This window comes from Myxococcales bacterium (assembly GCA_016706225.1).
In the GTDB taxonomy this organism is placed as follows: Bacteria; Myxococcota_A; Polyangia; order Polyangiales; family Polyangiaceae; genus JADJKB01.
The window spans coordinates 894,386-919,514 of record JADJKB010000022.1 but is presented as its reverse complement, the minus strand read 5'-3'; the positions used below and the strand labels follow the sequence as shown (position 1 = coordinate 919,514).

Below are 25,129 nucleotides of genomic sequence, written 5' to 3'. Positions count from 1 at the left end.
CAACACGCTGTTGCCGCGCGCGCAGGTCAAACCGGCCCATTCGAGCCGGCGATCAGCACCGACATCCGTCCGGCGAAGCGAAGCCCCCAATGATCTCGGCGGCTTTCGCCGGGGCGCTGCTTTGTGCCGCGCGGGGACTATGCTCTGCCCCATGGCCATCGCGACATCGCCCAACGCCCCCGCCACGTTTGCCTCGAAGCCAGCCAAGAGCCTGAGTGATCAAGAGATCGCGGACACGGTTCAGAAGCTGCGCGCCACGTTCGAGTCCGGAGTCACGCGCTCCGCGGAATGGCGCATGAACCAGCTGCGGCAGCTCTACCGGATGATCGAGGACGAAGAGCCGAAGTTCCTCGCCGCGCTCACCAGCGACCTCGGGAAGTGCGCCGCGGAGGGCTGGCTCGGAGAGACCGGCTTCGTGCTGAACGAGCTCAAGCTCCAGCTCGCGAACCTGAAGAGCTGGATGAAACCCCGCACCGTGAAATCACCGATGACCGTGAAGCCGGCGACCGCCAAGCTCTACCCCGAGCCGCTCGGCGTGGCGCTGGTGATTGCGCCGTGGAATTACCCGTTTCAGCTCGCCATCTCGCCCCTCTCGGGTGCGATCTCGGCGGGCAACTGCGTGGTCGTGAAGCCGAGCGAGGTCGCGCCGGCGACCAGCGCCGTCATGACCGAGATGCTGCACAAGTACCTCGACCGGAGCGCCATCGCGGTCATCGAGGGGGGGGTGCCGGAGACCACGGCGCTCCTGGCGCAGCGCTTCGATCACATCTTTTACACCGGCAACGGCGCAGTGGGTCGCATCGTCATGGCGGCGGCGGCCAAGAACCTCACGCCCGTCGTGCTCGAGCTGGGCGGCAAGAGCCCCTGCATCATCGATCGCGACGTCAACCTCGAGGTCGCCGCGCGGCGCATCGCGTGGGGCAAGTTCTTCAACGCCGGGCAGACCTGCGTCGCGCCAGACTACGTGCTGGTCCACGAGTCGGTCGAGAAACCCTTCCTCGAGAAGCTGGCGGCGACGATCCGCGAGTTCTACGGCGACGATCCCCAGAAGAGCCCGGACTACGCCCGCATCGTGAACGCGCGCCACCACAAGCGTGTCTCGGCGTTGATCGACAGTGGCAAGGTCTTCACCGGTGGCAAGACCGACGCGGAAGATCGCTACATTGCCCCCACGGTGCTCACCGACGTGAGCCCCGACAGCCCAGTCATGCAGGAAGAGATCTTCGGACCCGTCCTGCCCGTGCTGAAGATTTCGAGCCTGGACGAGGCAGTGCGGTTCGTGAACGACCGCGACAAACCCCTGGCGCTCTACGTCTTCTCCAACGACGCCGATCGCGCGCAGACGGTGATCGACGGCACGAGCTCCGGTGGCGCTTGTGTGAACGATACCGTCGTCCACCTCGCGCCCCACGAGCTGCCTTTTGGCGGCGTCGGCCCGAGCGGCATGGGCGCCTACCACGGGAAGGCGAGCTTCGACTGCTTCACGCACACCAAGAGTGTGCTGCACAAGCCGTTCTACCTGGACGCGCCGCTGCGCTACCCGCCGTACACCGACGAGAAGATGAAGTGGGTCAAGCGGCTCTCCTGACGTGAGCGCGGAGCCCGCCTATCCCGAGCCGCCCTGGTACACCTTCGGCTTCGGGGTGATGTGCCCGTACTGGGTGCGTGTCCGCGATCTCAGTCTGCCTCTCGGGCTCGAGCCGGTGGGGGTCGCCGGGCGAACGCTCGGTTTGCTCGGTTACATCGAGTACCGCCCGCCGTCGCCGCTCGTGTACGGCGAGCTCCTGTGGATGCCCGCCACGGTGCGCTTTCGTGCGCGCGACGGTAAGGTCACGCAGGGCTACTACGTGGCGCGCATGTACGTCGACCATCCGGGCTCGCTGGCCGCAGGTCGGGAGCTGTGGGCGTTGCCCAAGACACTCGCTACCTTCGAGCGGCGGCCGGGCGGCGTCGACGTCAGCGCCGATGATGGTACTCGGCTGTCGTTCGAGCACCGGGGCGTGGGGCCGGCCTTTTGGCTGAAGAGCCGCGTTGCAACGCTGCAGGTTCAAGGCGAAGGCGTGGTGCGTTTTCGTTCAGACTTCGCCGGGCTCGTGCGTCCAGCCCGGACGCGGATCGCCGGTTTTTCGAGCGAGCACCAGGCTTGGGCGGCGTTTCCGCGTGCGCGCGGCGCGCTCGGACTCGGCAGCATGTTCGAGCGCTTCGAGAGCACGATGCGCGCGCCGCTGGCGATGCGGTGAAGCGCGCCGCGTGGTAGTACTCGGGCTCGCGCAAAAATGCCCATTGTCCCCACCGTTCCGCAGATTCTAGCGAGTATTTCCGAGGCTTTCGGCCCGCGCAGACGCCACACCTGGATGGGCCAGACCCGCGCGCACGTCGAGCTGCGCGAGATGAACACGGACGAGCTCGAGCGTTTTCGGGTGGCGCTCACAGAGGCCGCGGGGCGCATGGCGCAGGTGAAGTGGGTGGAGGTCAATCCACACACCCGACGCGCGGTGATCGAGATCGAGCGAGGTGCGCACGAGCTCGATCAGCTCGTCGAGCTCGTGGAGGGGGCGGAGCGTAGCGCACACGTCGACAAGGCAGCCTTTCCTGAGACGGCCGCCGAGCACCCGGCGGATACGGAGCCACTGCAGCGGCTCGGGCTGGGTGCGGCGCTCGACGTCCTGGGGCTTGGTATCGGGACCGCACTCAAGTTCTCTCCCTTTCCTTCTTCCGGCATCGCCGCCTCGATCGCGGCGGCCGCGACGGTGGTGCGGGCATCACCCCGACTGCGCGGCGGTATCGATCAGGCGCTCGGGCAGCGCCGCGCCGATCTCTCGCTGGGCGGCGTGATCTCCGTCGCACAGGGTCTGGCGCAGCGGCCCATGGCCTCGTTCGTCGACCTTGCGCACAGGGCGGCGCTGTTGCGCGAGGGGCGTGTGCGCAAGGAGACCTGGGAGGCACGCGAGGCCGAGCTGTGCTCCGCGCCCTTCGAGCACGATCTTCGGCGGGCGAGCGTCGATCCGCGGCCCGTGCCGCTGCCTCGGGGACCCATCGAGGAATACGCGGACCGTGCTTGGGTCGTCTCGCTCGGCGGGTTCGCGGTGAGTTTTCTCACCACCCGCAGTGTGCAGAACGCGGTGGCGGCGCTGTTCGGCGCGTTGCCAAAACCCGCACGCCTCGGGCGCGACGTGTTTGCGGCGGAGCTCGGGCGTGCGCTCGCGGCGCGACGTGTGCTCGTCACCGATCCGGACGTCTTGCGCCGGCTCGACCGCATCGACTGCCTGGTCATTCAGGGGGATCTGGTCGCCCGTGATCGCTTCGAGGTGACGGATGTCGTGACCCTGGAGGGCATCTCCCGCAAGGACACACGACAGCGTGTGCTCGAGCTGTTCGATCCCGAGCAGCCGGTACGAGTCGTCCGCCAGGCCAACTACGCACTGGGTCCGCCCGGGCGTCTGGACGCTGGCATGTCGATCGAGCTCGAGGAACGGGCGCGGGAAGTCGCGGCCCGCGGCGAGCTCTGCCTGGGATTGGCTCACGACGGGCGGATCGAAGGCATCGTTGCGCTCTCCATGATCCCGCAGACCGGTGTCGAGGAGCTGATCACTGCGGCGCACGAGGCGCAGATGCGAGTGGTGATCGCGTCCAACGACGAAGCCGCGCTCCAGGGCCTGAACGTCGACGACGCAATTCCCTCCGGTGACGGGCTGCCGAGCGGGATCCGGCGGCTGCAGCGCGAGGGGCGCAGCGTGATGCTGGTCGCGACCGGTCGCGCCGTGGGCATCGGTGCAGCGGACTGTGCGGTCGGTCTGGTGCGCGCGGGCGAGACTCCCCCGTGGGCTGCGCACATGATCTCGCGCGACGATCTGTCCGACGTTCGCTTCGTGCTTTCGGCGTGTGTCGCCGCGCGTAAGGTGGCCAAACAGAGCGTCAATCTCGCGCTGGGTGCCGCTGGTGTCGGCACCCTGGTCGCTGCCGGGGGCGTCGTCAGCATGACCACCCGGCGTGTGTTCACCGTGGTCAATGCCGCGTCCCTCATGGCCATGGCGAACGGCGCGCGGGTGAGCGCAGTGCTCGAGCGGCGGGCGTTGCCGCCGCCGCGTGACCGCACGCCCTGGTACGCGCTCGACGCGCAGGGAGTGCTCGCAAAACTCGGGAGCACCGAGGCCGGGCTCAGCAAGAGCGAGGCGCACAGTCGTCGTCGGCCCACACTCAAGGACAAGCCGGCTTTGCTGGAGCTGTCAGAGGCGGTGACGGACGAGCTGTTCAACCCGCTCGCCCCCCTGCTCGCGGCGGGAGCTGCCTTGTCCGCGGTGGCGGGCTCCGTGGCCGACGCCGGCATGGTGGGCGGGGTGGTTGGCCTGAACGCTCTCGTCGGAGGGGTGCAGCGCTTCCGTACCGAGCGAGCCATCCGGCGTCTGGCCAGTGATACGACGCGCCGCGCTCGAGTGCGTCGCGGCGGCCAGGTGCTCGAGATTGACGCCAGCGATCTGGCTCGGGGGGACGTGATTCTGCTCTCGCCCGGGGATGTCGTGCAGGCGGACTGCCGCATCGTCAGTGCGGAGAGTCTGGAGGTCGACGCCTCGAGCTTGACCGGCGAGTCGCTTCCGGTGCGCAAGGGTGTGACCGCGTCGTTCGAGCCGAACGTCGCAGATCGCGGCAGCATGCTCTACGAAGGCACCAGCATCGCCGCTGGCAAGGCCACGGCCGTTGTCGTGGCGACGGGTGACGAGACCGAGGCGCGTCGCGGCGCGAACACAGCGCGGCACGACATCGCGACGAGTGGCGTGGAAGTGCGCCTACGCTCGTTGATCAACATGACCGGGCCCATCGCGCTGGGCGCGGGCGCAGCGCTGATCACGACCGGGGTGCTGCGCGGGCGACGGCTCAAAGACGTGGTGAGCTCGGGTGTGAGCTTGGCCGTCGCTTCAGTGCCCGAAGGACTGCCGCTCTTGGCCACGGCGGCGCAACTGGCCGCGGCGGAGCGTCTGAGCAAGCGCGGCGCGCTGGTGCGCAACGCACACAACATCGAGGCGCTGGGTCGCGTCGACGTGTTGTGTGTGGACAAGACCGGGACGATCACCGAGGGGCGCATCGAGCTCCGTCGGGTGTGCGACGGCACGGCCGACGAGGCTATCGACGCGCTGAGCCCGAGCCACCTGCTGGTGCTCGCGGCCTCACTGCGAGCAACACCGGAGCTGGAGCACAGCGCCGCGTTCGATCCGCTGGATCTGGCGCTGCACCGCGCGGCGTCCGGATACACGTTGCGTGCGGAGTACGGCGCCGCGGGCTGGCGCAGAGTCGGTGAGCTCTCGTTCGAAGCCGGGCGCGGGTACCACGCAGTGACCGGCCAGGCTGCACACCAGCGCTATCTCGACGTGAAGGGTGCACCGGAGGTGATCCTGCCGGCCTGCACGCGACGCTTGCAGGGCGCCTCGCGCGTGGCGCTCGACGAGGTGACCCGGGCTCGCCTGGTCGAGCGCGCAGCGGAGCTGGGACGGCGCGGCTTGCGGGTGCTGTGTGTGGCCGAGCGTGTCGTGGGCGAGGAGGATCGCCTCGACCCGGCTCGACTGGTTGGCCTCTCGTTCGTTGGTTTCATCGCCTTCAGTGATCCGGTTCGCCGAACGGCCCGGGCCGCCCTCGAACAACTCAAGACCGCTGGGGTCGAGACGGTGATGATCACGGGCGATCACCCGAGCACGGCCGAGGCCGTGGCGCGCGAGCTCGACCTGATGGCGGACAAACGGGTGATGACCGGCGCCGAGCTTGCCGCGCTCACCGAAGAAGAGCTCGACGCGGTGATCGGGAGGGTCAGTGTTTTTGCCCGTCTGACACCGTCGCAGAAGGTCCGGATCGTGAGGGCGTTTCAGCGGGCAGGGCGCTGTGTGGCCATGGTCGGTGACGGCTCCAACGACGCGCCCGCCATCCGCCTTGCGAACGTCGGTATCGCGATGGGTGAGCGCAGCACGAGCGCCGCGCGCGGCGCTGCGGATGTGGTCATCACCGACGAGCGCATCGAGACCATCGTCGACGCCATCGTAGAGGGGCGAGCGATGTGGGCCAGCGTGCGGGACGCCGTCTCGATCTTGATCGGCGGAAATCTCGGCGAAATCGGCTTTTCTGTCGCAGCTGGGCTGATCGACGGTCGCTCGCCCTTGAACGCGCGGCAGTTACTCCTGGTCAACATGCTGACCGACGTGGCGCCCGCGATGGCGATTGCTCTGCGTCCACCCACGAAGGAGACACTGGAGTCTCTGGCGAACGAAGGCCCTGATGCTTCGTTGGGCGACGCGTTGAGCCGCGGCATCGCCTCGCGTGCCATCGTGACCACGGCGGGTGCAGGCGCCGCGTTCCTGATCGGCCGGTTCACGGGTACTCGAGAGCGGGCGGCGACCATCGGGCTGCTCGCGTTGGTTGGAACCCAGCTCGGGCAGACGGTGACCTCCGGCGGCATGAGCCGCCCCGTGCTGCTCACGAGTGCGCTGTCGGCGGCGGTGCTCGCCGGCATCGTTCAGACGCCCGGCCTGAGCCAGCTGTTCGGCTGTCGGCCGGTCGGCCCCGTGGGTTGGGCGACGGCGATCGGCGCGTCGGCCTTGGCCACGGCGGGTGCCACGCAGTACCCGGAGCTGATCCAGAAGGTCGCCGAGCGGCTGCGCATCGTGCAGATGCTGCCCGACGATCCCTTCGCGAGCCCGAAGCTCGGGGCGCCAGTGGCAAGCCAAAGCTGAGCGGTCGCCGTCGCCACCTGCGGTTCACGCGTGCCCCGCTGCTTCCATAAGTGCGCCCGCGCGAAAGTTGGCCGGAGGGGCGGCGGCTTGGCATTGGCACGGGATGCGAAGCCATCTCATCGCTCTCATCACGGTCCCGGTCCTGGTGGTCGCCTGCGGAAACCAGGGCATCCCCAACCCGATTGCAGCCGACGATGCCACCGACTCGATCGACATTGCCGCCGCCAAATCGTCGCAAAAGACGGCTTCGATCAGCGCAGACGACCTGCCTTTCATCGACAAGATCCCGAGCGCCGAAGAGACCCTCCCGAAGTCGAGCCCCGAGCTCGCGCACAAACGGGTCGGTGATCGTTCGGTGCACCGCTTCAGCGGTTCGTACACGAAGACGCCTCTGATCTTGAGCCAGGAGGTCGTGGCGCGGGCGGGGAGTCTGATCGTCATCGACTACACCCTCGAGGAGGGTGATGCCGCGACGCGCCTGCGTGTGACCCACGATGTTGGTAGCGATCGAGTCCTGCGCGTCCGCGAGATGCGCGGCAAGAAGGAGTTGCTCTCGAGCGCGGCGGCGTTCGAGAAGATGCTGGCCAAGACCAGCTTTGCACCCGACGACAACGAAGCCGAGATCGGGCGCGAGAAGAGCACCTGTCTCGTCGCAGGGGCGGCGACCGCGTGTGAGAAGACGGCGTACCGAGTGAAGGTCGGCGACAAGCTTGCGACCTTCTCGGTGTCACGGGGCAATGACGGGAGCGACCTGTCGGGGGAGATCAGCGACGAGTCCGGCTCCATCATCTACAAGGCCGAGCTCGTGGAGACCCGCACCGGCTTGCCGGCGGGTGTTGCGGCTCGTTGAGCGAAGCTGACTCGTGATAAGGTTTCGACCATGAAGCTTGCCCTGGGGTGTGGGATCTTTGCGGCTCTCGTTGCGATTCCGTCCGTGACCTTCGCGCAGGGGCAGCCTCCCGGAAACACGGGCGCGCTGCCTCCGGTCGAAGAGCCGGCACCCGGGGCCGAGACCCCGCCCGCACAGCCGCCGCCCGCACAGCCCCCGCCCGCACAGCCGCCGCCCGCACAGCCGCCGCCGCCCGGTGCGCAGCCGCCGCCCGGTGCGCAGCCGCAACCCTACGGCTACCCGCCACAACCCTACGGCTACCCACCGGGCGCTCATGGCCCACCACCGGTCAGACCGAAGCCCGATCCGGTGCGCAGTGTGTCGATCACGATCTCGCCGCTGCACCTGATCGCGCCGATCGTCGAGCTGGAGGTCGAAGGGCGTGTCGTCGATCACCTGGGTCTCGCCGTCATCGGCGGTTACGGTTCGCTGAAGGTCGAGACCAACAGCGGGACGGAGACCTTCAGCGCCTACGAGCTGGGCGCTCAGGCGCTCTGGTATCCAATGAAACCGTTCGACGGAGTCCAGGTCGGGGCGGAGTTCCTCTACGTGCACGTCAAGGCAGATGACCTGAACGGTGGCGAGATCAAGGGTGTCGGAAACGGCGCTGCGGTGGGTCCGCTGATTGGCTACAAGGTGCTCACGAGCGGTGGCTTCACCTTCGTCGCGCAAGGCGGCATCGAATACGTCGCGATCAAGGCAGACGCCAACGACAGCGCGGGCAACTCGTCCAGTGAGAACGACTCGCGCTGGATCCCGTTGCTCAACCTGAACCTGGGTTTCTCGTTCTGAGGCTCAGCTCTCGAGCGCGGCCTTCAAGCGCTCGAGCTGTTCGCGCTCTTCGTCCTCGACGTTGCCGTCCGCATACATGACGGCGCGTACGGATTCGACGAACAGCCGGCGATGTTCCGCCGGCACCAGGCTCGGGTCCACCTCGGTCGGGGCCGGTGCCACATGCAGCCACTGAGCGACCTCGGCGCGGTCGGCTGGGTCGAGCTGCATGCGCTCCACGAGTCGTTCGACGAACCGCCGTTCTCCCGGGTGGAGCTCGAGATCGGTCCAGGCGTAAGCGCAGACGAACTTGATCAGGAGCAGTCGTTCTTCGCGTGACAGGGCTTCGAGCATGGCGTTTCTCGGGGCTGTGCTGGGCGGACGGCCGAGCCGCCCCAGAGCTGATGTTCTTGCACGTTTTTTCGGTGCTGTCTCACTTCGACAGCGTCTGCTCCACGACGATGCTCGTGCCACTTGGCGCGATCTGCCAGATGTCGACCGGCCCCTCGGTCTCCTCACTCAGCGGGTCGAAGTCGAGGGCGCCAGAGGCGCCGTTCACGTCGACGTCGCCGCCCAGCGAGAGCTCTTTGCCGATTTCGCCCCAGCTGACCGGAACGATCGGCAACGCCTTGCCCAGGCTCACGTGGCGCAGCCCTCGTGCGATGCCCAGGCCGTGAACCCTGCCCTCTTGCCCGAGTGAGCGAGCGCTGCCGTAGAACGCCAGCCAGGTCGCGTCATACGCGTGGGCGACGTACGAATAGGAGTTGGCCTCGACCTGGAACGCGGCGTTGTAGCTGGCTCGAAACTGTTCGTAGACGTTGCCGGCGGGGACCGAGAACCGGCTGCCTCGCACTCTCGGGAACATCGCAGATGCCCCCGCCGCGGCGCTCAGGAAATCGGCGTTTGCGGCGCTGTCGGTCAAGAACAAGTTCTTGGACGCGTAGACGCTCAAGCTGCTCGCGGCTATCAAGAAGGCCGAGGCGTCCGTTGTCTGTGACGACACGAACAGCACCCAGGGCGCAAAACTCTTGCCCGCTGCCACCACCGCCGCGTCGCGCTCCGAGCTGTTAGAAAAGACGCTGCGATGAGTGTTGCCACCGATACTCTGGAAGGACTTCTCGAACACCGTGGCCAGCCCCTCGCCGTAGGCGCCGAGCTCGTGAATCAGCTCGATGTCCTTGACCTGCTTCTGCTGCAGGTAAATTGCGATCGCGTCCCCTTGCAGAGTGTCCGGCGGCGCCGTGCGCCAGAAGCGCCCGGGGTTCTCGTCCGTCGGGTTCTTCGCGTCGATTCCGCTCAGCTCGGGGCTGGTCGCCGAGGGCGAAATCATCACCACGTCGCGTCCGCCCAGGGCCTCGAACACGGCCAGCGCATCCGTGGAAGCACTCGGCCCGATGATGGCCGGCACGCCGATCACGTCGGCCAGGTAGAGGCCGCTCTGGACCGCAGCGGCGCCGCGATCTCGCGAGTCGTACTGAGAGTTCTTGGCGATGTCGCAGAACACGACACCGAACGGGCGATTCTGGAGACCGCCGCCTTCGGTCACGTGGGTCGTCGCAAGGCGAATGGCGTTCTCGCGGGCCTGGTGTGTGATGACCGAGCGGTCCATCAGGCTGCCGATCACGATGGCGTTGGGATAACTCTCCGGGCGCGTCAGCAGGTCTTCGGGAAACGTGACCTGACAGCGCGGGCTTGGAGCTGCCTTCTCACAGTAGCCGTCGCCCCCGCAGACGAAGCCGCTGCCGAACGCTTCGCGACAGCCGACGCTGCTCGAGCACGTGGTGATCTCCGGGCGAGTGAACGAGCAGCTGGCCGCGCCCAGCAGGGCGACGCCGCACAGAGCCGTGCGCGCTCGACGCCAGGGATCAGAGCCGACCGCGGACACGCAACATCCCCCCCGATGGTGATGCCTCGACGTCGGCGACAAAGCGGGATCGTGCAGCGGTCTTGCTCTCGCTGCTTGGTTCGCTCACGAGGAGATAGAAACCCACGCCGGCACTGACGAGGCCGATGCCCATGCCCAGATCCGCAATCAACGAGTAGCGTTTGTCGCGATCGAGCGCCGACCTGGCGGACTCGCCGCACAGCGTCTGACCGCCGGACTGTTTACACGCCGCGTCGGCGTCTTTGCGCGCGGACAGCGCCATCAGACCAAACACGGCTCCGGTGCCGATGGCGACGCTGCCGGCACCCACGAGCACGTAGCCGAGTGTCGAGCCCCCCGAGTCGGCACTGGGATTGGCCTGGTCGCGGGTCGGCGACGCGGCCTTGGGTTTTTCAGGTTCGGAGTCCTCGGGTTCCGCCGCGCGTTTTCGGCGGTGTTTTTTCGGTTCCGGCTCATCCGGTTCGTCCTCGACGACCGGCGCCTTCGGCTTCTTCTTCGCCTGTTCCTCCGCGCGCTTGCGGAGGTTCTCGACGCGCTTCGAGATGACGTCCTTCTCCGCAGGCTTGGCGTGGGGCAGATACTTCTCGAGGGCGTCGGCTGCGTCCGCGAGCTTGCCCAGGCGTTCGAGCGCGTTGCCGATGTTGAACAGCAGCGGTGAACGCTGGCTCAGGCGGTAGGCCTCCTGAAATGCGGTGAGCGCGTCCTCGTAGCGCCCTTCCGCGTAGGCGGCGTCGCCCTTCTTGTAGAGCTCCCGCGCGCGCGCGTCGTCGCTCGAGCCTCCGCTGTCGGGTTTGGCTCGCGCGGTGGGACTGGCGCCCACGACCGCGAGCGCGATCAGAACGACGGAGGCGGCCCTCACTTTTCAGCCCACGGGTCGACGTTGTCCGTCTTCAGCCCGCTGCCCTTCGCGCCCGTGGCAGTCGGGGGCGGTTTCGGCGCGACAGGTGCGGGTCTCGGAGCGGTCGGTTTGCCGGTCTTGGCGGGTTTCGGCGCTTCGGTCTCCAGCGGCTGCAGCACGATCTGCTCTGGCACCTTCGTGGTGGCGTCGAACTCGATCGAGTGTGTGACGTGTCCGGGCGCGGTGATGACCAGCTTGTGGGTCTTGCCATCCGACTTGAAGGTGCTGGTGAAGCCACCCGTGCCGATCACACGTCGGTCGAGCTCGATGCTCGCCGCCTCGGGTTTTACCTTCACACTCACCGTGTAGCTCTGGCTGCTCACGCCGAGGCCTTCGACGACCTCCACCTCGTCGTTACCGCCATCGCGATTTTTCGCCATCGAGACCAGCTTCGACGCCCCGAACGTGACACCCAGTCCGACCAGCGCCGCGGCAACGCTCGCCAGTGTCCACCAGGCCATTCCGAGTGGGCGGGCCGCGGGTTCCGCGCCGGTGCGGAGCGCGCTGGCGCTCTGCCCCAAGGTTCCGCCGGTCTCCTCGTAGGGGACACGCTGCAGATCGGGAACCGTGACGTCGGGGTGGACCGGGGACGACATGGCGCCGAACTGCGCCTCCCAGATGGTGCGCGTTCGCGGGCTGGCGAACGGCAGCAGCGCCCGGCCGAGCGCCGCGACGTTGGGAAAGCGATCGTTCTTCTGGCGCGCCATGGCCCGCAGCACGATGCGCTCGAAGTCGATGGGTAACCCGGGCCGGTGCGTGTGGGGCGCTGGGAAATCACCCTGGGCGATGGCGTACATCAAACCCATGAACGTGTCCGCCTTCTGCGCGAAGGGGCGGACACCCGTCGAACCTTCGTACAAGATCACACCCAGCGAGTACTGATCCGCGCGGCCGTCCAGGTCGCGATCACCTCGCGCCAGCTCGGGCGAGACGTAGTGAGGGGAGCCGAGGAAGGTCGAGTCGGTCGTCAGATCGGAGGGCGCGGCCTCTTGCACCACCTTCGAAATGCCGAAGTCCAACACCTTTGGTGTGAGCTCGCCGCTCCAGCCCTGAGCCAGGAAGATGTTCGCGGGTTTCAGGTCGCGGTGCACGACCCCTTGCGCGTGAGCGGCTTCGACCGCGGCCAGCACCGGCACCATCAAGTCGGCGAGGCGGGATACGTCGAGCGCGCCCTCGCGACGGAAATAGGCGTGCAGCGACTCCCCGTCCAGGTACTCCATCACCAGGCAGGGGAGGCCGTCGATCATGCCGACGTCGGTGGCGTCGACGATGTGCGGGTGCCGGATGCGTGATGCGAGCTGCCCCTCGCGGAGGAAGCGGGTGACGACGATCTCGTTCTCGGCGTAGGCGCGGCGCAGGGTCTTGATCGCTACGCGTTTGCCCAGACCCGTGTGAACGGCCTCGTACACCTCACCCATCCCGCCAGAGCCGATGCGACGCTTGATCGTGTACTGACCGACGGACGTGCCGGAGGTCAGGTCGGGGGCTGCTTCGGGTTTCATGGCGGGGTCGGAGCCAAGACAGGATAACAGTCGCGCCCGTCGGCGGAAAATTCGCCCTGGATCTTGCTCAGTTCAAGAGGCCGGGGTCGAAGTCCGGCTCCGTGTGCGGGCGTGAAGGACCGGCCTGATGGTGGACCAGCTTCCAGGCGCCGCTCTCGCGGGCGAACACGTTCGTTGCGGCCAGCTCGACGTCCGGTAGCTCCTCCGTGCAAGTAACGATGGCGGTGTCTCCGATCACCGACGCCGCTGCGTCCCGGTGCTCGACCGCAGGTGCGCCGGGGTTCTCCAGAATTGCGCGCCAGCTGGCCGCAACCTGGGCGTGCCCGCGCAGGATCTGCCAACCGGGGTGGATGCAGGCCACGGCGTGATCGCTCGCCCAGAGCTCGAGCATGCGCTCGATGTCACGCTCGGCGAAGGCGGCGTAGAAGGCTGCGTTGGCAGCCAGGACTTCTGCCTCCACCGTGCTCACGCGCTGACGGTAGCATGGGGCGCTACGAGGGCACGGGGCGTCCATGTTAGGTTCTCGGGCATGCGCCCTGCGCTCCCGTGCCTCGCCGCGCTCCTGCTCGCTCAGGCTTGCGGCGTCGAAGAGTCGGGGTCTGCCCCGCCCTCGGGGGGCGGCGGGGCGGGTGGCGTGGGGGGAGTTGGGGCGTTCGGAGGTTCCGGGGTCGGTGGCTCAGGAGGCTTGGGCGGAACGGCAGCGAGCGGTGGTGGTGGGGCGAGCGGTGGAGTTTCCGGTGCGGCTGGGGCCGATGCGTCCAGTGACGCCCTGGTCGACGTCTCGCCCGACGACGCCGGCAACGATGTCGTCGACGCCGGCGACGCAGCTCCCGACGGCGCGGGCGACGGAGGCCTGGTCACCCAGTTTGATGGCGCACGCATCGAGGTGCCTTGTGCGGGGGTACTCTCGAGCACCAACTGTGCGGCCAAGCAGTCGCTGAAGAGCTTCGCGTTCGAGGGGACCGCGGGCACCGTGTACTCGGTCACGCTGCGGTTCCGCGGAGTGGTCGAGCAGAACGGTTACACTTGCCAGACCAAGACGGGGTTCTTTTGCGACGGAGCAACACCCGTCGCCGCCGGCTGGGGACAGTTCCTGATTCGGGTCGCGGACCCGTTGAACACCTACGCAATGAACGCCGGCAGCGCGGGCGTCCAGTACTGCTCGATGATCGATTACCAGGCGACCATCCTGGTCAAGGGCGGAGCGAAGGTCGAGCTCGATGGTGACCCGCTCGACGGCGAACAGCTCAGGAATTTCGACGCTGTCAGCAGCCCGATCGTCGTGGCAAACATCCCTCCGGCGCCGAGCCCTTTCGATGGGCAATTCGTCCAGCTCGACGTGGTCTCGATCACACCGAAGTGAGCGCGTGAAGGGGCGACGACGCGATGTTCTCGACGCGCAGCGCATTTCTTCGTGAGCCGAACGCCATGGCTCGCGCAGTGGCTTCCGCGCGCGCGCGCGGGGCACCGCTGATTGACCTCAGTCAATCGAACCCGACCGCGGTCGGCCTGCCGTACGAGCGCGAGCGCATCATCGCTGCACTGACTGACGCGGCGCTCCTGAGCTACGAGCCGATGCCTTTCGGGCTCGATTCGGCGCGCGGGGCGGTGGCGGCCGAGCTGGCGAGAGATGGGCTCGCGGTCCCGGCCGAGCGCGTCGTGCTGACCGCGAGCACCAGCGAGGCCTACGCTTTCGCGTTTCAGCTTCTGTGTGATCCCGGTGACGAGATGCTGGTGCCGGCCCCGAGTTATCCGCTGCTGGAGCACCTGGCGACGCTGTCCAGTGTGCGGCTGGTGCCGTACGCCCTGGCTTACGACGGGGCGTGGCACGTCGACCTCGACTCCCTCGCGCGCGCCCGCTCCGAGGCGAGCAAGGCGGTGGTCGTCGTCAACCCGAACAACCCCACCGGCAATTATCTGAAGCGGAACGAGCTCGAGTCCATTGCCGCTCTCGGGCTGCCCATCCTCAGCGACGAGGTCTTCGCGCGGTACCCGCTCACCGACGATGCGAACCGAGTGACCAGCGCGCTGTCGACCGATCGAGTGCTGGTACTTTCCTTGGGTGGGTTGTCGAAGCTGTGTGCGATGCCACAGCTCAAGCTGGGCTGGATGTTGCTCGGGGGGCCGGCAACCGCGGTTGCGGAAGCGCTCGGGCGTCTGGAGCTGATCTGCGATTCGTATCTGTCGGTGGCGGCCCAGGTGCAACACGCACTGCCCGAGTTGTTCGCGGCTGCTCGAAGCACGACCGACGCGATCCGAGCGCGCGCGCGGGGCAACCTGCGGATGCTCCGCGAGTTGATCGTCGACGCGCCGCTGAGTTTGTTGCACGTCGAGGGCGGTTGGTACGCAACGCTGCGCTTGCCCCGGGTGAAGTCGGAGGAAGAGTGGTGTGTCGGCCTGATCGAACACGCGGGGGTACTGGTTCAGCCCGGTTGGTTCTTCGACTTCTCGGATGAACCCTGGGCCGTGGTCTCACTGCTCACGGCTCCCGAGGAATTTTCGCGCGGCGTGACGGCGCTGTTGGCGCACGTGCGGAGCTGCACGGACGCCGTAGGCGGTTGCTGAGCCGCCTCCGCCTCCGACCCTGTTGGCTCGTTTCACAGCGATCCTCCGCTACTGAAGTGACGACTCAGCTCCGTGTCACTGGACACCCGTCGAGCAAGGGCGCCGGTTCGATTGCGCCCGGGGTCCGAATTGGCCATTCTGCCGGCGGCCCGGAACTTGCTCGGTACATCGGGCCGTAGTCGGCTTGCAGTCCCAGGAGGACACCGTGACTCGTCGCCACTCAGTTGGGTTCGTGCTCATTGCCAGCGGAATTCTGGCCGCATGCGGAGCGCGTGATGGAATGGACAGCGCGTCCGACCTCTGCCCTGTGGGTTATGTCGAGAAGTCGGGTCAGTGCATTCCGATCACGGGTGGCACAGGCGGCATTGGTGGCACAGGTGGAGTCGGTGGGTTCGGAGGCAGCGGGGGGATCGGCGCCTTTGGTGGTGCCGGTGGCTTTGGTGCATCCGGTGGCAGCGGTGGTAGCGGCGGCTTCACGGGTGATTGCTGTCAGGCTCATCCGTGGCCCGGCTGCGGTGAACCCAACATCACGCAGTGTGTGTGCGCGAACGATCCGTTCTGCTGCGACGGTCAGTGGGACGGTGCGTGCGCTAGCGAGGTCACGTCGCTGGGATGCGGCAACTGCGGAGTCGGAGGTGCCGGAGGTGTCGGCGGCTTCGGTGGAGCAGGTGGCTTCGGCGGCGGTGGCTTCGGTGGCACCGGAGGTTTTGGCGGCGGCGGTGTCGGCGGCGGCGGCTTCGGCGGCGGCGGGTTTGGCGGTACCGGAGGGTTCGGCGGATTTGGTGGCGGTGGTTTTGGTGGAACCGGCGGCTTCGGCGGCTTCGGTGGCTTCGGCGGCTTCGGCGGCGGCGGTTTCGGCGGCACCGGAGGTTTTGGCGGCTTCGGTGGCGGTGGTTTCGGCGGTACCGGAGGTTTTGGTGGCTTCGGCGGCGGCGGCACGGGCGGCGCCGGTGGCGCGGGCGGCATCGGCGGGATCGGCGGCATCGGTGGGGTTGGCGGCATCGGTGGCGCAGGCGGCACGGGAGCAACGGGCGGCGCAGGTGGCTCGGGTGGCACCGGTGGTGGCTGTGCGGTCGGCGACTGCGACAACGACGGCTACACGGTGGCGGACGGTGATTGTTGCGATCAGCCCGGCGCTTGCAGCACGACCCCCGAGCTCGTGAACCCGGGCGCCATCGAGTACATCGGCAACGCCGTCGACGACGACTGCGATGGGTTCTTCGACGAGATCGATCCCCCTTGCGACAACGCCGTCACCAACTCGGGCACGGGTGATCCAATCGACTACGCCAAGGCGCTCGATCTCTGTCAGTTCACCACGGAGACCGTGCCCACGAAGAAACAGCAGAAGTGGGGCGTGATCAGCGGCAAGCTGACGCGAGCTGACGGCACGGGTGCACCCGCGGCACTGAGTCGGTCGGTGCGCTCCAAGTTCGGCAGCGCGCTGTTCCCGCTCAAGGGCCAGAAGTTCGCGGTGCTCTCGTCCGGGACCGCTGCGGCTCCGGGCGACACCAACCCCGCGCACCAGACCTTCCAGGGCGGACTCGACACGGGGACAACCAGTGGTTTCCCGCCGGACTGGTTCGCCGCGAACGGCAATGTCTTGCCCAACGCGCCCGGTTGTCCCGGCGCTGGTCAAGGCGGTGGTCAGGCCTTCAATCCGGTGATGTTGACCTTGCGCTTGCGCGTGCCCACGAACGCCAAGAGCTTCAGCTTCAACTCGTTCTTCTTCTCGGCGGAGTTCCCGGAGTTCGTGTGTACGACCTTCAACGACTTCTTCGTGGCGTTGGTCGACGCAAACGTCACCACCAACCCGAAGGACAAGAACCTTGCGGTCTACATCGCGCCTGACTTCAAGCGTTACCCAATCGGTGTGAACCTGTCGTTTGCCACGAACCTGTTCGCGGTCTGCGACGACGGTCCGACGGGCTGCTCTGGCGGTGTTCCCGGAAACGCGAAGTGTCTGGCGGGACCGACGCTGCTCGGCGGCACCGGGTTCGATCAGGCGACTGGCGGCTGCGGCACGCCGCCCAACGACAGCAAGCTGCTCGGCGGCGGAACGGGCTGGCTCACGACCGCGGGCAACGTGAAGTCGGGTGACATCATGGAAGTCCGCATGGCCATCTGGGACACCGGGGACGGTGTGTACGACTCGCTGGTCCTGCTCGACAACTGGATCTGGAACCTGAACCCCGCGTCGCCCGGGACCCGCTGACGGGCCCGGATTTCCCCCCGGTCTGCGGCAAGGAGTAGACTGGGGGCGATGCGCGCGGGATTCGGAGCTCTCGGTCTTGTTTGGCTCGCGCTCGGCTGCAACAGCCTTGCGGGGCTAGACGATCTCGAGAAGGTCGACTGCGTGAAGGACTGCGCGGGTGCGGGCGGAGCAGCGGGAACGACTCCGGAGACGGTCTGGGTCGGGCGCAAGACCAGCTGCACGGTGCTCGTCGACAAGAGCGTCTGGTGTTGGGGTGCGAACCCCGGAGTCTTGCCGGGAACCGTCTCGACAAAACCAGTCCTGGTCAGCGGGCTTTCGGACATCAACTCCATCTCCGTCGGCCAGGAGCACGCTTGTGCGATCGACGGGTCGGGCACCGTGTGGTGCTGGGGCCGCAACGACTACGGCCAGCTCGGTGACGGCAGCAATGCACCGAGCCCCGAGCCCAAAGCGGTCCCAGGTCTGCCCGTGCTCGACACCGTGGTGGTCGGTTCGACCCATTCGTGCGCGTACACGAGCCCCGACACCGATCCGGTTCAGCTCTTCTGCTGGGGCCAGAACGACTACGGTCAGCTAGGCGACGGCTCGACGAACGACCAGATGAATCCGGTCAAGGTCACGCTGCCTGGAGGTGCCAAGGCCGTGCGTGTCGGCCCCGGTACGGGTTACACCGCCGCCATCGTCAGCGTGGGCGGCGTGCTGGAAGCGTGGTGCTGGGGCAGAAACGACAAGGGGCAGTGCGGCCAACCGACGGCGCAAGGCACGGTGCCGTTTGCCACGAAGATCCCTGGACTGCCGCAGCTCGAACGCGTCTACCCCGGCCATCAGCACGTGTGCGGACGCACGGTCGGCGAAAAAATTCCGTGGTGCTGGGGCGCCAACGACAACGGTCAGATCGGCATCAACACCAGCAGCGCGAGCGAGCTGCCGGTGCAGGTCCTCGGCGCCCAGACCATCGACACCATGTACATCGGGGCTCGCCACTCCTGCCTGATCACACAGTCCGCGAGTGAGGGTGTATGCTGGGGCGCCAACGACTTCGGTCAATTTGGTGGGCAACCGAGCCTCGACCAGCCGTTGCCCGGTCCCGCCCCCATCCTGGATAAAGCCGCGGGTTCGATGCGCCAGGCCGAGCACGGCTGCCGGATCTTGGAGGGTGTCATTGCCTGTTTTGGCGCCAACGACAGCGGACAGCTGGGCAACGGCAAGATCGAGCCCTTCAGTGCGCCCGTTCAGGTCGATCTCGTCCCGTAGTTGCAGGGTGCTGGCCGGAACGCGCCTGGCACCCGTATAGTTGGCGGGTGACAGAGATCGCCGAGGGGACGGAGGTCACTCCGTCGATCCGCCTCAAGCGCCGCTTGAGCGCCGGCGGCATGGGTTCGGTCTGGATCGCGGATCACAGCACGCTCAAGACCGAGGTGGTGGTGAAATTCCTCCACGACCGCCTGGCCGAAGATCCAACCAGCCAGGCGCGTTTTGCTCGCGAGGCTTCGGCTGCGTCGCAGGTCAAGAGCCCCCACGTGGTCCAGATGTTCGACCACGGAGTGATGGAAGGCGGACACCCCTTCATTGTCATGGAGTTGCTCGAGGGTCGAGACCTGGCCCAGGAGATCCGCCGCGGAGTCCTGGCTCCGGCGCTGGTCGCGCACATCCTCGAGCACATCTCCCTGGCGCTTGGGCGCGCGCACTCCCGCAACATCGTCCACCGCGACATCAAACCCAACAACATCTTCTTGTGCGATGTTGGAGGCAGCCAACCGTTCGTGAAGCTGCTCGACTTCGGGATTGCGCGCGAGGGCGATCACAACCTGACCACCACCGGACACCTGGTCGGCACGCCCGCGTTCATGAGCCCCGAGCAACTGTCGGGAAGGCCGGTCGATGCCCAGAGTGATCTGTGGTCGCTGGCGATGGTGGCGCTGAAGGCGCTGACCGGAAAAAACCCGTACGAGCGTCCGACCATTCCGGAGACCCTGGGCGCCGTCGTTCACGGTGACGTGCCCGTGCCCTCGGCGTTCGCTCCCGACCTGCCCGCCGGAGTGGATGCGTGGTTCGCGCGGGCGTGTGCGCGCGATCCCAGTCAGCGTTTTGGCAGCGCAGCGGAGCTTTCGGAAGCCTTCTGGTTGGCGATCGGCATGCCGAAGCTCCCGATCTCCTCGCCCACCGCGAGCTCGGGGCCAATTTCTGCCGGTCTGCCGACGGTATCGATCACCCCCGCGGAGCCCATCACCGAGGGCACGTTGCGGTCGACGGTCGATGGCCGCTCACACGTGGGCAGTCTCGCGCCGCCCGCGCCGGGACCCCGCCGCCGCGCGCTATCCGCAATTGCTGCGGTCGCGGTCTTGGTCGTGGTCGGCGGAGTTTCGTTCCGTTTCGGCGCGGCATCCCCTCCGGCTCCGGCACGGCTGCAGGTTGCGCTCGGGACCTTCGCCGAAACAGCGCGAGGCTCCCGGGCATTGGCCACGCCTCGTGCCGTGGAGAGCTCGGCACCGACCGCCTCGGGCGCGCCGACGCCTTCGAGCGCTCCGGCAGCGCGGGTACCGGCACTGCGCCCGCCGCACAAAACCGTGGCGCCGCGGCCGAAGCCCAAGGACGACGATGACGTCGGTTTCTAGCTGGGAAGGCGCGCTGGTCGCGGCGTGTTTGTGCCTTGGTGCTCTGCGGGTCGAGGCAGCGCCGAGCGCAGCAGAGAAAGAGACTGCGCGCAAGCTCGTCAAGTCCGGGCGCGTGAAACAGAAGGCCGGTGAGCTGAAGGCCGCGCTCGAAGATTTCAAGGCGGCGCACGCCATCATGGGTGTGCCCATCACCGGCGTCGAGCTCGGCAAGGCCCAGATCGAGGCCGGCATGCTGGTCGAGGCTCGAGACACGTTGCTCGGTGTGTCGAGGTCCACGCCCGCACCCCGAGAGCCTCCGTTGTTTGCAAAGGCGCGCGGCGAGGCCAAGGCACTCTCCAAAGAGCTCGAGCCGAAGATCCCCGAGCTCACCGTGGAGCTCGTGCACGCGCCGGCTGGCGTGCGCATCATGGTGGACAACGTGGAAATCGCCGCGGCTGCCCACGAGGCTCCGCTCGCCCTGAATCCTGGCATACACGTGATCGTCGCGCGGCTCGGGGAGCGCGAGACGCGCACCGAGGCGAGCTTGAGCGAGGGAGAGAAGCACAAGCTGAGCTTCGATCTATCCGCGCTGGCCGCGCCGAAGGCCAAACCCAAGCCCGCCGCTGCGAAGTCCGGGAGTGAGACCAACGCCTGGGTCTACGTTGGTTTTGGTGTTGCTGGTGCGGGCGTACTCGTCGGCGGCGTGACCGGAATGATGGCGCTGTCGAAGGGCTCGAAGGTCGACGGCGACTGTGTCGACAAGCGATGTCCGCCTTCGACGCACGACGACATCGATGCCGGGCGGACGCTGGGCAGCGTGTCGACGGTGGCCTTCCTTGTCGCCGGGGTCGGGGCGGGTGTGGGCATTTATGGGCTGCTCAACCCGAAAAAGAGCACGCCAGCTGAACCCGGGGATCAGCTGGCGTTGGACGTGTGGGTCGGACCGACCGGTATCGGCGCCCACGGTCGCTTTTAGTCTTCAGCGACGTGCGCGGTTGCGGCGTGCGCCGAGCAGCGCGAGGCCCAGCAGACCGAGGGTCAGCGCTTCTGGTGAGCTGCCCCGGGAGTCCGCGACGCGACAGCCGCAGCCACCTGGTTTCTCCTTCACCTCTCCGGCCGGTTTGTCGTCGGGCGGTGGAGTGTCGGCGGGGTCTTCGGACTTCGGCTCCGCGGCCTCTTCCGTCTTCTCTTCCTTGTCGCCGGTCTCTTCCTTCTTGTCTTCCTGCTTGTCGCCGGCCTCTTCCTTCTTCTTTTTGCTCTTCGGATCGGCGAAGACCATCGCGCGGCGATCGATGATTTCGTTCTCACCGTCGAGCTTCAGCGTCGTGGGCGAGCCGATGATCTGACCGTTGCGGGCGTCACGAACCGTCACCTTGTACTCACCGGCCTCGATGCCGTGGGCGCGCGTGATCTTGAAGCTGAAGTTCGTTCCCTTCTCGATCTTGCCCGTGCCGGGGTCCATGAAACCGATGTCGACGCCTTCGATGATGTCCTGACGGCCCACCAGCGGAACACGCCGCTCGACCAGCTTGTCGCCATCCATCATTGCGCGCTCGAAGTAGGAGAGCGGTGAGAACTCGAACTTGACCGGGATGAGTGACGTGTCCGGCGCCTTGTTCAGGAAGATCTTGACCTCGATCTTCCAGGACTTCGACTCCGTCTCCTTCACGGTGGTCTTGCTCCACTGCACACGCCCGGCTGCCAGCGCCAAGCTCGAAACCAGGAGCACTGCCAACAGCGCTGCCAAGGTGGTGATGCGCCGGACCCATGAATTTCGCTTCGACATCTCGCGACCTCCGAGGCTCCGAAGCTAGCGCGGATCTTCACCGGGCGAGATTGAAAATCCCGAGCCAGGTCTGGGCGGATATGCTCTGCGCATGGTTCGCGCCTTTTCGACGCTTCGGGCGGGAGCGGCGGCCCGGGCGACGTGCCGAGCGGGTGTCACGGTCTCGAGTCGTACAAGGGAAACGCGGTGATGCGGCTGCGCTGGATGCTCTTCGGGGTGGTCGCGCAAGCGTGTTCGACACCGATGGGCGGAGTCGGAGGCGCTGCTGCGCCGGAGACCGAGGCGCCTGTGTTGGGCGACTCGGGCAGCGGCGTGGAGGCTCGCCCCGCCGCGGCTGCTACCGCAGTGGATGCGGTCGTCGGGCCACCGGACGCTGGCTTGCCCTGCTCCGACGAGCTCGGCGCCGAACGGGTCCGCGTCAGCTGCGACGGCACGCGGTTTCTGGTGCGGGACAGCATCGAGCTGCACCCCGCGCGCGCGTTGCCCGAGGAGCCGACCCGGAGTGCGCTCGCGGCACTGACCGATTTGCTCGACGCACATCCGGAAATTCTGCTCGTGCGGATCGAGGTGTATGTCGGCCGAGCGGTGGGGCCGCGGCCCGACCAACGCCGCGCCGCGCTCGCCGAGGCCCAGCGGCGCGCGGACGCGCTCTTCCAATATCTCTGGCGCAAACGCGGCATATCGGCCGAGCGGCTCGAGGCGGTGGGCTACGAACACGAGCCGAAGCTCACAGCGTCGAACGGGCGCTGGCCGGTGATTTTGCGGATCGTGCAGCGAGCGCGGGATTGATCCTTTCCTTCCGTTGACGAGGCGGCGTACGCTGCGATCTTCATGCGTTGGGGAATCGTCGCTGCGATTGGGTCATGTTCCATGCTGGCTGCGCTCTCTGCACGAGCCGAGCTGCCACGGGACTACTTCTTGGATGCTCCGCCTGCGGGCACTTACTCGATGTCCGACGTGTACAACGTCGGCGCTCAGCAGAGCATCGAGAACCGGGCGCACCTCGAGGAGGGCATGAGCATGCTGACGACCCGCCTCTCCGGGATCGCCAGCTACCCCTACGCGGATGGCAGCCTGAACCTGGACGCGCGGTTGTTCCTGTTCACTCTCGGCGGCAGCGTCGGGTACCGGCAGGTGTATCGCAACCACACCTTTGCGGCGGGTGAAGACGCGAGCCGCGAGGCGCGCCGGCAGCGAGAGAAAGACGGCGACTTCGACTCGCAGGGTTTTGCCTACGGCGAGGCGCGCCTTCGTGTGGTCATCCCACTGGATTCTCTGTTCTTGCTCAGCACCACCACGATGCGCTGGGAGGACGTGCGGGACAACTCGTTCGACTGGTTCCACGCCAACATGCACGACGGCGGCAGGATGGTGAAGAGCGAGGCCACGCTGTTCTATCGGCACCGCGATTTTGGCGCCATCGGGCCCTACGGTCGCGTCATGAACGTGCCGCGGACGCGGGACGACGGAACCCACAACCGCGAGACCGAGCTGCACTACGGGCTGGTGTTCGGCACTCGGCCCGGCCTGATTCGGGCGCGTGGCGGCAACGCGGACCTCCTGCTGGTGCAGGCAGTGTTCAAGTTCAACGACAAGAACTACGGGCTCCACCCCTACGGACTGCCCGTGTATCCGCTGATCGTGTATCGCGGAATGCTGAAGCTGTTCTGAGCGGAATCAGCAGCTCGAGCCGAGCGCCCACTTACCGTCGCACTTGCACAGGTAAGCCTGCTTCAAGAAGCAGCAAGCGTCGGGCGGATTGCTGCAGCTGCTGGTGACGATCGGAGCCTGGTTACAGGGTGCGGTTGGCTGCGTGGGCTCCACGCAGGCTCCGCCGGTGCCTCCCGTCGCCGAAGTGCCTCCTGTCGCCGAAGTGCCTCCCATTGCGCCAGTGCCTCCCATTGCGGCGACGCCTCCCGTACCGCCCGCGCCCGACCCGCCCATGCCCCCGGTCGAGGTGGTGCCACCGGTTCCGCCGGTCGTTGCGGTGCCCCCGCTGCCGCTCACACCCCCGCTGCCGCTCACGCCCCCGCTACCGCCCGCGCCCGCGCTGAGCCCACCCGCCGCGGCGCCGCTGCCGCCAGTCGAAGTGGAACCCCCGCCCGAGCTCGCGCCGCCGCTGCCGTTGTCTGGATTTTCCGTGGTGGACGTACAGGCAGTGACCCAGACCCCCAGCAGTAGCATCCAGGCTCGCATGGCTCGTGAAGAGTATCCGGCGCGGTGCTTTGGCGCCCGAAATTTGTGTGCGCCCGCTAAGCCTGCCGTGCGCGCGCGCGCCGTGCCCGCTGGAATCCGTCGAGTGCCACGGACCCCGCCAGCGCGCCAGCCGAGAGCAGGGCGACCAGGCCCCAAGTTCCGGTGGAAGTAGCGGGCGCGGCGCCGCTCAGCTCGACGACCCCGAGCACTCCGAGGTGTGCGATGTAGGCGAGCAGCGCGTGGCGTCCCAGCGCAAGCAGCGGGTAGAGAGGCCGCGTTTGCGCCAGCCCTCTGCCAATGCGCAAGAGGCCGAGCAACGAGGCGCCGAGCGGCAGGCACAGTCCAAGCGCGCCGAGCGCGGAGTGGTTCCAGAACGAGACCGCGCGCTTTGGACCCGCCGCGCCGAGGGAGTCGAGCGCGAGCAAGCCGTCGTGCACGCCGTAAAAGGAGCTCCGCTCCGTGGTCCAGCGCGCGCCGCTCGCAATCACGACGACGAACAGCACGACGGAAATCGCGAAAGCAATGCCTGGCGTGCGTGACCCGTTGCGCGCGCGGCTCAGCGCGAAGAGCGCGCCCATGCCGGTGAAAGCGATCAGCGGAATCGCACCCCCGGGGCCAGCGTTGAGCCCAGGGACGGTCGCGCCACTCCAGTCGAGCCAGGCGGTGGTGCCGAGCACGACGCAGGTGATTGCCGCGAGACTTGCTCTCGGAGCACGGCTGACGAGCGCTGCCGCGCATACGAACACGGCGATGGCGATCGCCGACAAGATCCCCGGTGACACGAGCAGGTCAGGAAACTCGACGCCGAACTGCGGCACGAACAGCACGCTCGCGAGCACGTACAGACCCACGGCGCGCCCGGCGACCTTCCGCAGCAAGCCCGCCCCCAGCTTCTGGTGCGCCAGCACCAGGGCCACACCAGCGATGAACAAGAACGACGCGGCGATGTACGGCTCGGCCCACATGAAAAACGCGAGGCTGCGCTCGAGCTGGCCACTCCCAGGCCCGCTCTGCAGGCGGTGCGCATGTACGACGAACATCATCAACACCACGAGCGCGCGGTAGAGATCGAGCCCCGGCTCGCTGCGGTTTGTGGCGGAACTTGCCGCCAAATG

General features: G+C 67.3%; 21 protein-coding genes. 13 read left to right on the top strand and 8 right to left on the bottom strand.

All coding sequences use genetic code 11. The annotated features are described in order from the left end of the window. Positions 1–151 precede the first annotated feature (151 nt). The 5 genes from IPI67_35020 to IPI67_35000 all read left to right on the top strand — a co-directional run bounded on the left by IPI67_35020 (position 152) and on the right by IPI67_35000 (position 8,394). Positions 152–1,588: an aldehyde dehydrogenase family protein gene (locus IPI67_35020; GenBank protein ID MBK7585391.1), complete on the top strand. Its 1,437-nt coding sequence runs from the start codon at positions 152–154 to the stop codon at positions 1,586–1,588. 1 nt (position 1,589) lies between these two features. Then, positions 1,590–2,240 carry an acetoacetate decarboxylase family protein gene (locus tag IPI67_35015; protein ID MBK7585390.1) on the top strand — a complete coding sequence of 217 codons (651 nt, stop codon included), beginning with the start codon at positions 1,590–1,592 and terminating at the stop codon, positions 2,238–2,240. A 114-nt stretch (positions 2,241–2,354) separates the two neighbouring features. Then, a complete protein-coding gene (locus tag IPI67_35010; protein ID MBK7585389.1) occupies positions 2,355–6,713 on the top strand; it encodes an HAD-IC family P-type ATPase in 4,359 nt (1,452 codons plus the stop codon). 103 nt (positions 6,714–6,816) lie between these two features. Then, positions 6,817–7,563 (top strand): hypothetical protein, encoded by a 747-nt coding sequence (locus IPI67_35005; GenBank protein ID MBK7585388.1) that lies wholly within the window; start codon positions 6,817–6,819, stop codon positions 7,561–7,563. A gap of 30 nt (positions 7,564–7,593) precedes the next feature. Further along, the gene (locus IPI67_35000) at positions 7,594–8,394 is read left to right on the top strand and encodes a DUF3575 domain-containing protein (GenBank protein ID MBK7585387.1); all 801 of its coding nucleotides are present in this window, start codon (positions 7,594–7,596) and stop codon (positions 8,392–8,394) included. 3 nt (positions 8,395–8,397) lie between these two features. Here the strand turns inward: IPI67_35000 and IPI67_34995 are convergent, their stop codons facing one another. The 5 genes from IPI67_34995 to IPI67_34975 form a co-directional block, all read right to left on the bottom strand. Beyond that, positions 8,398–8,688 carry a TerB family tellurite resistance protein gene (locus IPI67_34995; GenBank protein ID MBK7585386.1) on the bottom strand — a complete coding sequence of 97 codons (291 nt, stop codon included), beginning with the start codon at positions 8,686–8,688 and terminating at the stop codon, positions 8,398–8,400. 118 nt (positions 8,689–8,806) lie between these two features. Then, a complete protein-coding gene (locus IPI67_34990) occupies positions 8,807–10,258 on the bottom strand; it encodes an ABC transporter substrate-binding protein (protein MBK7585385.1) in 1,452 nt (483 codons plus the stop codon). Further along, positions 10,239–11,117, bottom strand: a complete 879-nt coding sequence (locus IPI67_34985) for a tetratricopeptide repeat protein (GenBank protein MBK7585384.1) — start codon at positions 11,115–11,117, stop codon at positions 10,239–10,241. The genes IPI67_34990 and IPI67_34985 overlap by 20 nt, the downstream gene beginning before the upstream one ends. Continuing rightward, a complete protein-coding gene (locus IPI67_34980) occupies positions 11,114–12,658 on the bottom strand; it encodes a serine/threonine protein kinase (GenBank protein MBK7585383.1) in 1,545 nt (514 codons plus the stop codon). Before IPI67_34980 ends, IPI67_34985 begins: the two co-directional genes overlap by 4 nt. Positions 12,659–12,725: 67 nt before the next feature. Beyond that, positions 12,726–13,172 (bottom strand): nuclear transport factor 2 family protein, encoded by a 447-nt coding sequence (locus tag IPI67_34975; GenBank protein ID MBK7585382.1) that lies wholly within the window; start codon positions 13,170–13,172, stop codon positions 12,726–12,728. A gap of 15 nt (positions 13,173–13,187) precedes the next feature. On the opposite strand from IPI67_34975, the gene IPI67_34970 reads away from it, so the two are divergent. The 6 genes from IPI67_34970 (at position 13,188) to IPI67_34945 (ending at position 21,008) form a co-directional block, all read left to right on the top strand. Continuing rightward, the gene (locus tag IPI67_34970) at positions 13,188–14,021 is read left to right on the top strand and encodes a hypothetical protein (protein MBK7585381.1); all 834 of its coding nucleotides are present in this window, start codon (positions 13,188–13,190) and stop codon (positions 14,019–14,021) included. 65 nt (positions 14,022–14,086) lie between these two features. Then, on the top strand, positions 14,087–15,223 hold the full coding sequence (locus IPI67_34965) for a pyridoxal phosphate-dependent aminotransferase (GenBank protein MBK7585380.1): 1,137 nt from the start codon (positions 14,087–14,089) through the stop codon (positions 15,221–15,223). A 205-nt stretch (positions 15,224–15,428) separates the two neighbouring features. After that, entirely contained in the window at positions 15,429–17,438 is a 2,010-nt protein-coding gene (locus IPI67_34960) for a hypothetical protein (GenBank protein ID MBK7585379.1), read from the top strand. Between the two features lie 48 nt (positions 17,439–17,486). After that, complete coding sequence (locus tag IPI67_34955; protein MBK7585378.1) at positions 17,487–18,692, top strand: hypothetical protein; 1,206 nt, start codon at positions 17,487–17,489, stop codon at positions 18,690–18,692. A 47-nt stretch (positions 18,693–18,739) separates the two neighbouring features. Next, a complete protein-coding gene (locus IPI67_34950) occupies positions 18,740–20,053 on the top strand; it encodes a protein kinase (protein ID MBK7585377.1) in 1,314 nt (437 codons plus the stop codon). Next, positions 20,037–21,008 carry a hypothetical protein gene (locus IPI67_34945; GenBank protein ID MBK7585376.1) on the top strand — a complete coding sequence of 324 codons (972 nt, stop codon included), beginning with the start codon at positions 20,037–20,039 and terminating at the stop codon, positions 21,006–21,008. The genes IPI67_34950 and IPI67_34945 overlap by 17 nt, the downstream gene beginning before the upstream one ends. Before the next feature lie 3 nt (positions 21,009–21,011). On the opposite strand, the gene IPI67_34940 is transcribed toward IPI67_34945, so the two are convergent. Next, on the bottom strand, positions 21,012–21,818 hold the full coding sequence (locus tag IPI67_34940) for a hypothetical protein (GenBank protein MBK7585375.1): 807 nt from the start codon (positions 21,816–21,818) through the stop codon (positions 21,012–21,014). Between the two features lie 189 nt (positions 21,819–22,007). On the opposite strand from IPI67_34940, the gene IPI67_34935 reads away from it, so the two are divergent. Together IPI67_34935 and IPI67_34930 are read left to right on the top strand one after the other, a co-directional pair. Beyond that, complete coding sequence (locus tag IPI67_34935; protein ID MBK7585374.1) at positions 22,008–22,607, top strand: hypothetical protein; 600 nt, start codon at positions 22,008–22,010, stop codon at positions 22,605–22,607. Positions 22,608–22,649: 42 nt separating this feature from the next. Continuing rightward, on the top strand, positions 22,650–23,489 hold the full coding sequence (locus IPI67_34930) for a hypothetical protein (GenBank protein ID MBK7585373.1): 840 nt from the start codon (positions 22,650–22,652) through the stop codon (positions 23,487–23,489). Between the two features lie 6 nt (positions 23,490–23,495). On the opposite strand, the gene IPI67_34925 is transcribed toward IPI67_34930, so the two are convergent. Both IPI67_34925 and IPI67_34920 read right to left on the bottom strand, forming a co-directional pair. After that, positions 23,496–24,014, bottom strand: coding sequence for a hypothetical protein (locus tag IPI67_34925; protein ID MBK7585372.1), 519 nt, complete (start codon positions 24,012–24,014; stop codon positions 23,496–23,498). A gap of 56 nt (positions 24,015–24,070) precedes the next feature. Then, complete coding sequence (locus IPI67_34920; GenBank protein MBK7585371.1) at positions 24,071–25,126, bottom strand: DUF1624 domain-containing protein; 1,056 nt, start codon at positions 25,124–25,126, stop codon at positions 24,071–24,073. Positions 25,127–25,129: the final 3 nt, after the last annotated feature.

Bases quoted from the DNA above. Each gene is read 5' to 3' on its own strand.
- IPI67_35020 (MBK7585391.1), top strand. From the start codon at position 152: ATGGCCATCGCGACATCGCCCAACGCCCCCGCCACGTTTGCCTCGAAG.
- IPI67_35010 (MBK7585389.1), top strand. From the start codon at position 2,355: ATGGGCCAGACCCGCGCGCACGTCGAGCTGCGCGAGATGAACACGGAC.
- IPI67_35005 (MBK7585388.1), top strand. From the start codon at position 6,817: ATGCGAAGCCATCTCATCGCTCTCATCACGGTCCCGGTCCTGGTGGTC.
- IPI67_35000 (MBK7585387.1), top strand. From the start codon at position 7,594: ATGAAGCTTGCCCTGGGGTGTGGGATCTTTGCGGCTCTCGTTGCGATT.
- IPI67_34980 (MBK7585383.1), bottom strand. From the start codon at position 12,658: ATGAAACCCGAAGCAGCCCCCGACCTGACCTCCGGCACGTCCGTCGGT.
- IPI67_34975 (MBK7585382.1), bottom strand. From the start codon at position 13,172: ATGGACGCCCCGTGCCCTCGTAGCGCCCCATGCTACCGTCAGCGCGTG.
- IPI67_34970 (MBK7585381.1), top strand. From the start codon at position 13,188: ATGCGCCCTGCGCTCCCGTGCCTCGCCGCGCTCCTGCTCGCTCAGGCT.
- IPI67_34965 (MBK7585380.1), top strand. From the start codon at position 14,087: ATGGCTCGCGCAGTGGCTTCCGCGCGCGCGCGCGGGGCACCGCTGATT.
- IPI67_34955 (MBK7585378.1), top strand. From the start codon at position 17,487: ATGCGCGCGGGATTCGGAGCTCTCGGTCTTGTTTGGCTCGCGCTCGGC.
- IPI67_34945 (MBK7585376.1), top strand. From the start codon at position 20,037: ATGACGTCGGTTTCTAGCTGGGAAGGCGCGCTGGTCGCGGCGTGTTTG.
- IPI67_34940 (MBK7585375.1), bottom strand. From the start codon at position 21,818: ATGTCGAAGCGAAATTCATGGGTCCGGCGCATCACCACCTTGGCAGCG.
- IPI67_34935 (MBK7585374.1), top strand. From the start codon at position 22,008: ATGCGGCTGCGCTGGATGCTCTTCGGGGTGGTCGCGCAAGCGTGTTCG.
- IPI67_34930 (MBK7585373.1), top strand. From the start codon at position 22,650: ATGCGTTGGGGAATCGTCGCTGCGATTGGGTCATGTTCCATGCTGGCT.
- IPI67_34925 (MBK7585372.1), bottom strand. From the start codon at position 24,014: ATGCGAGCCTGGATGCTACTGCTGGGGGTCTGGGTCACTGCCTGTACG.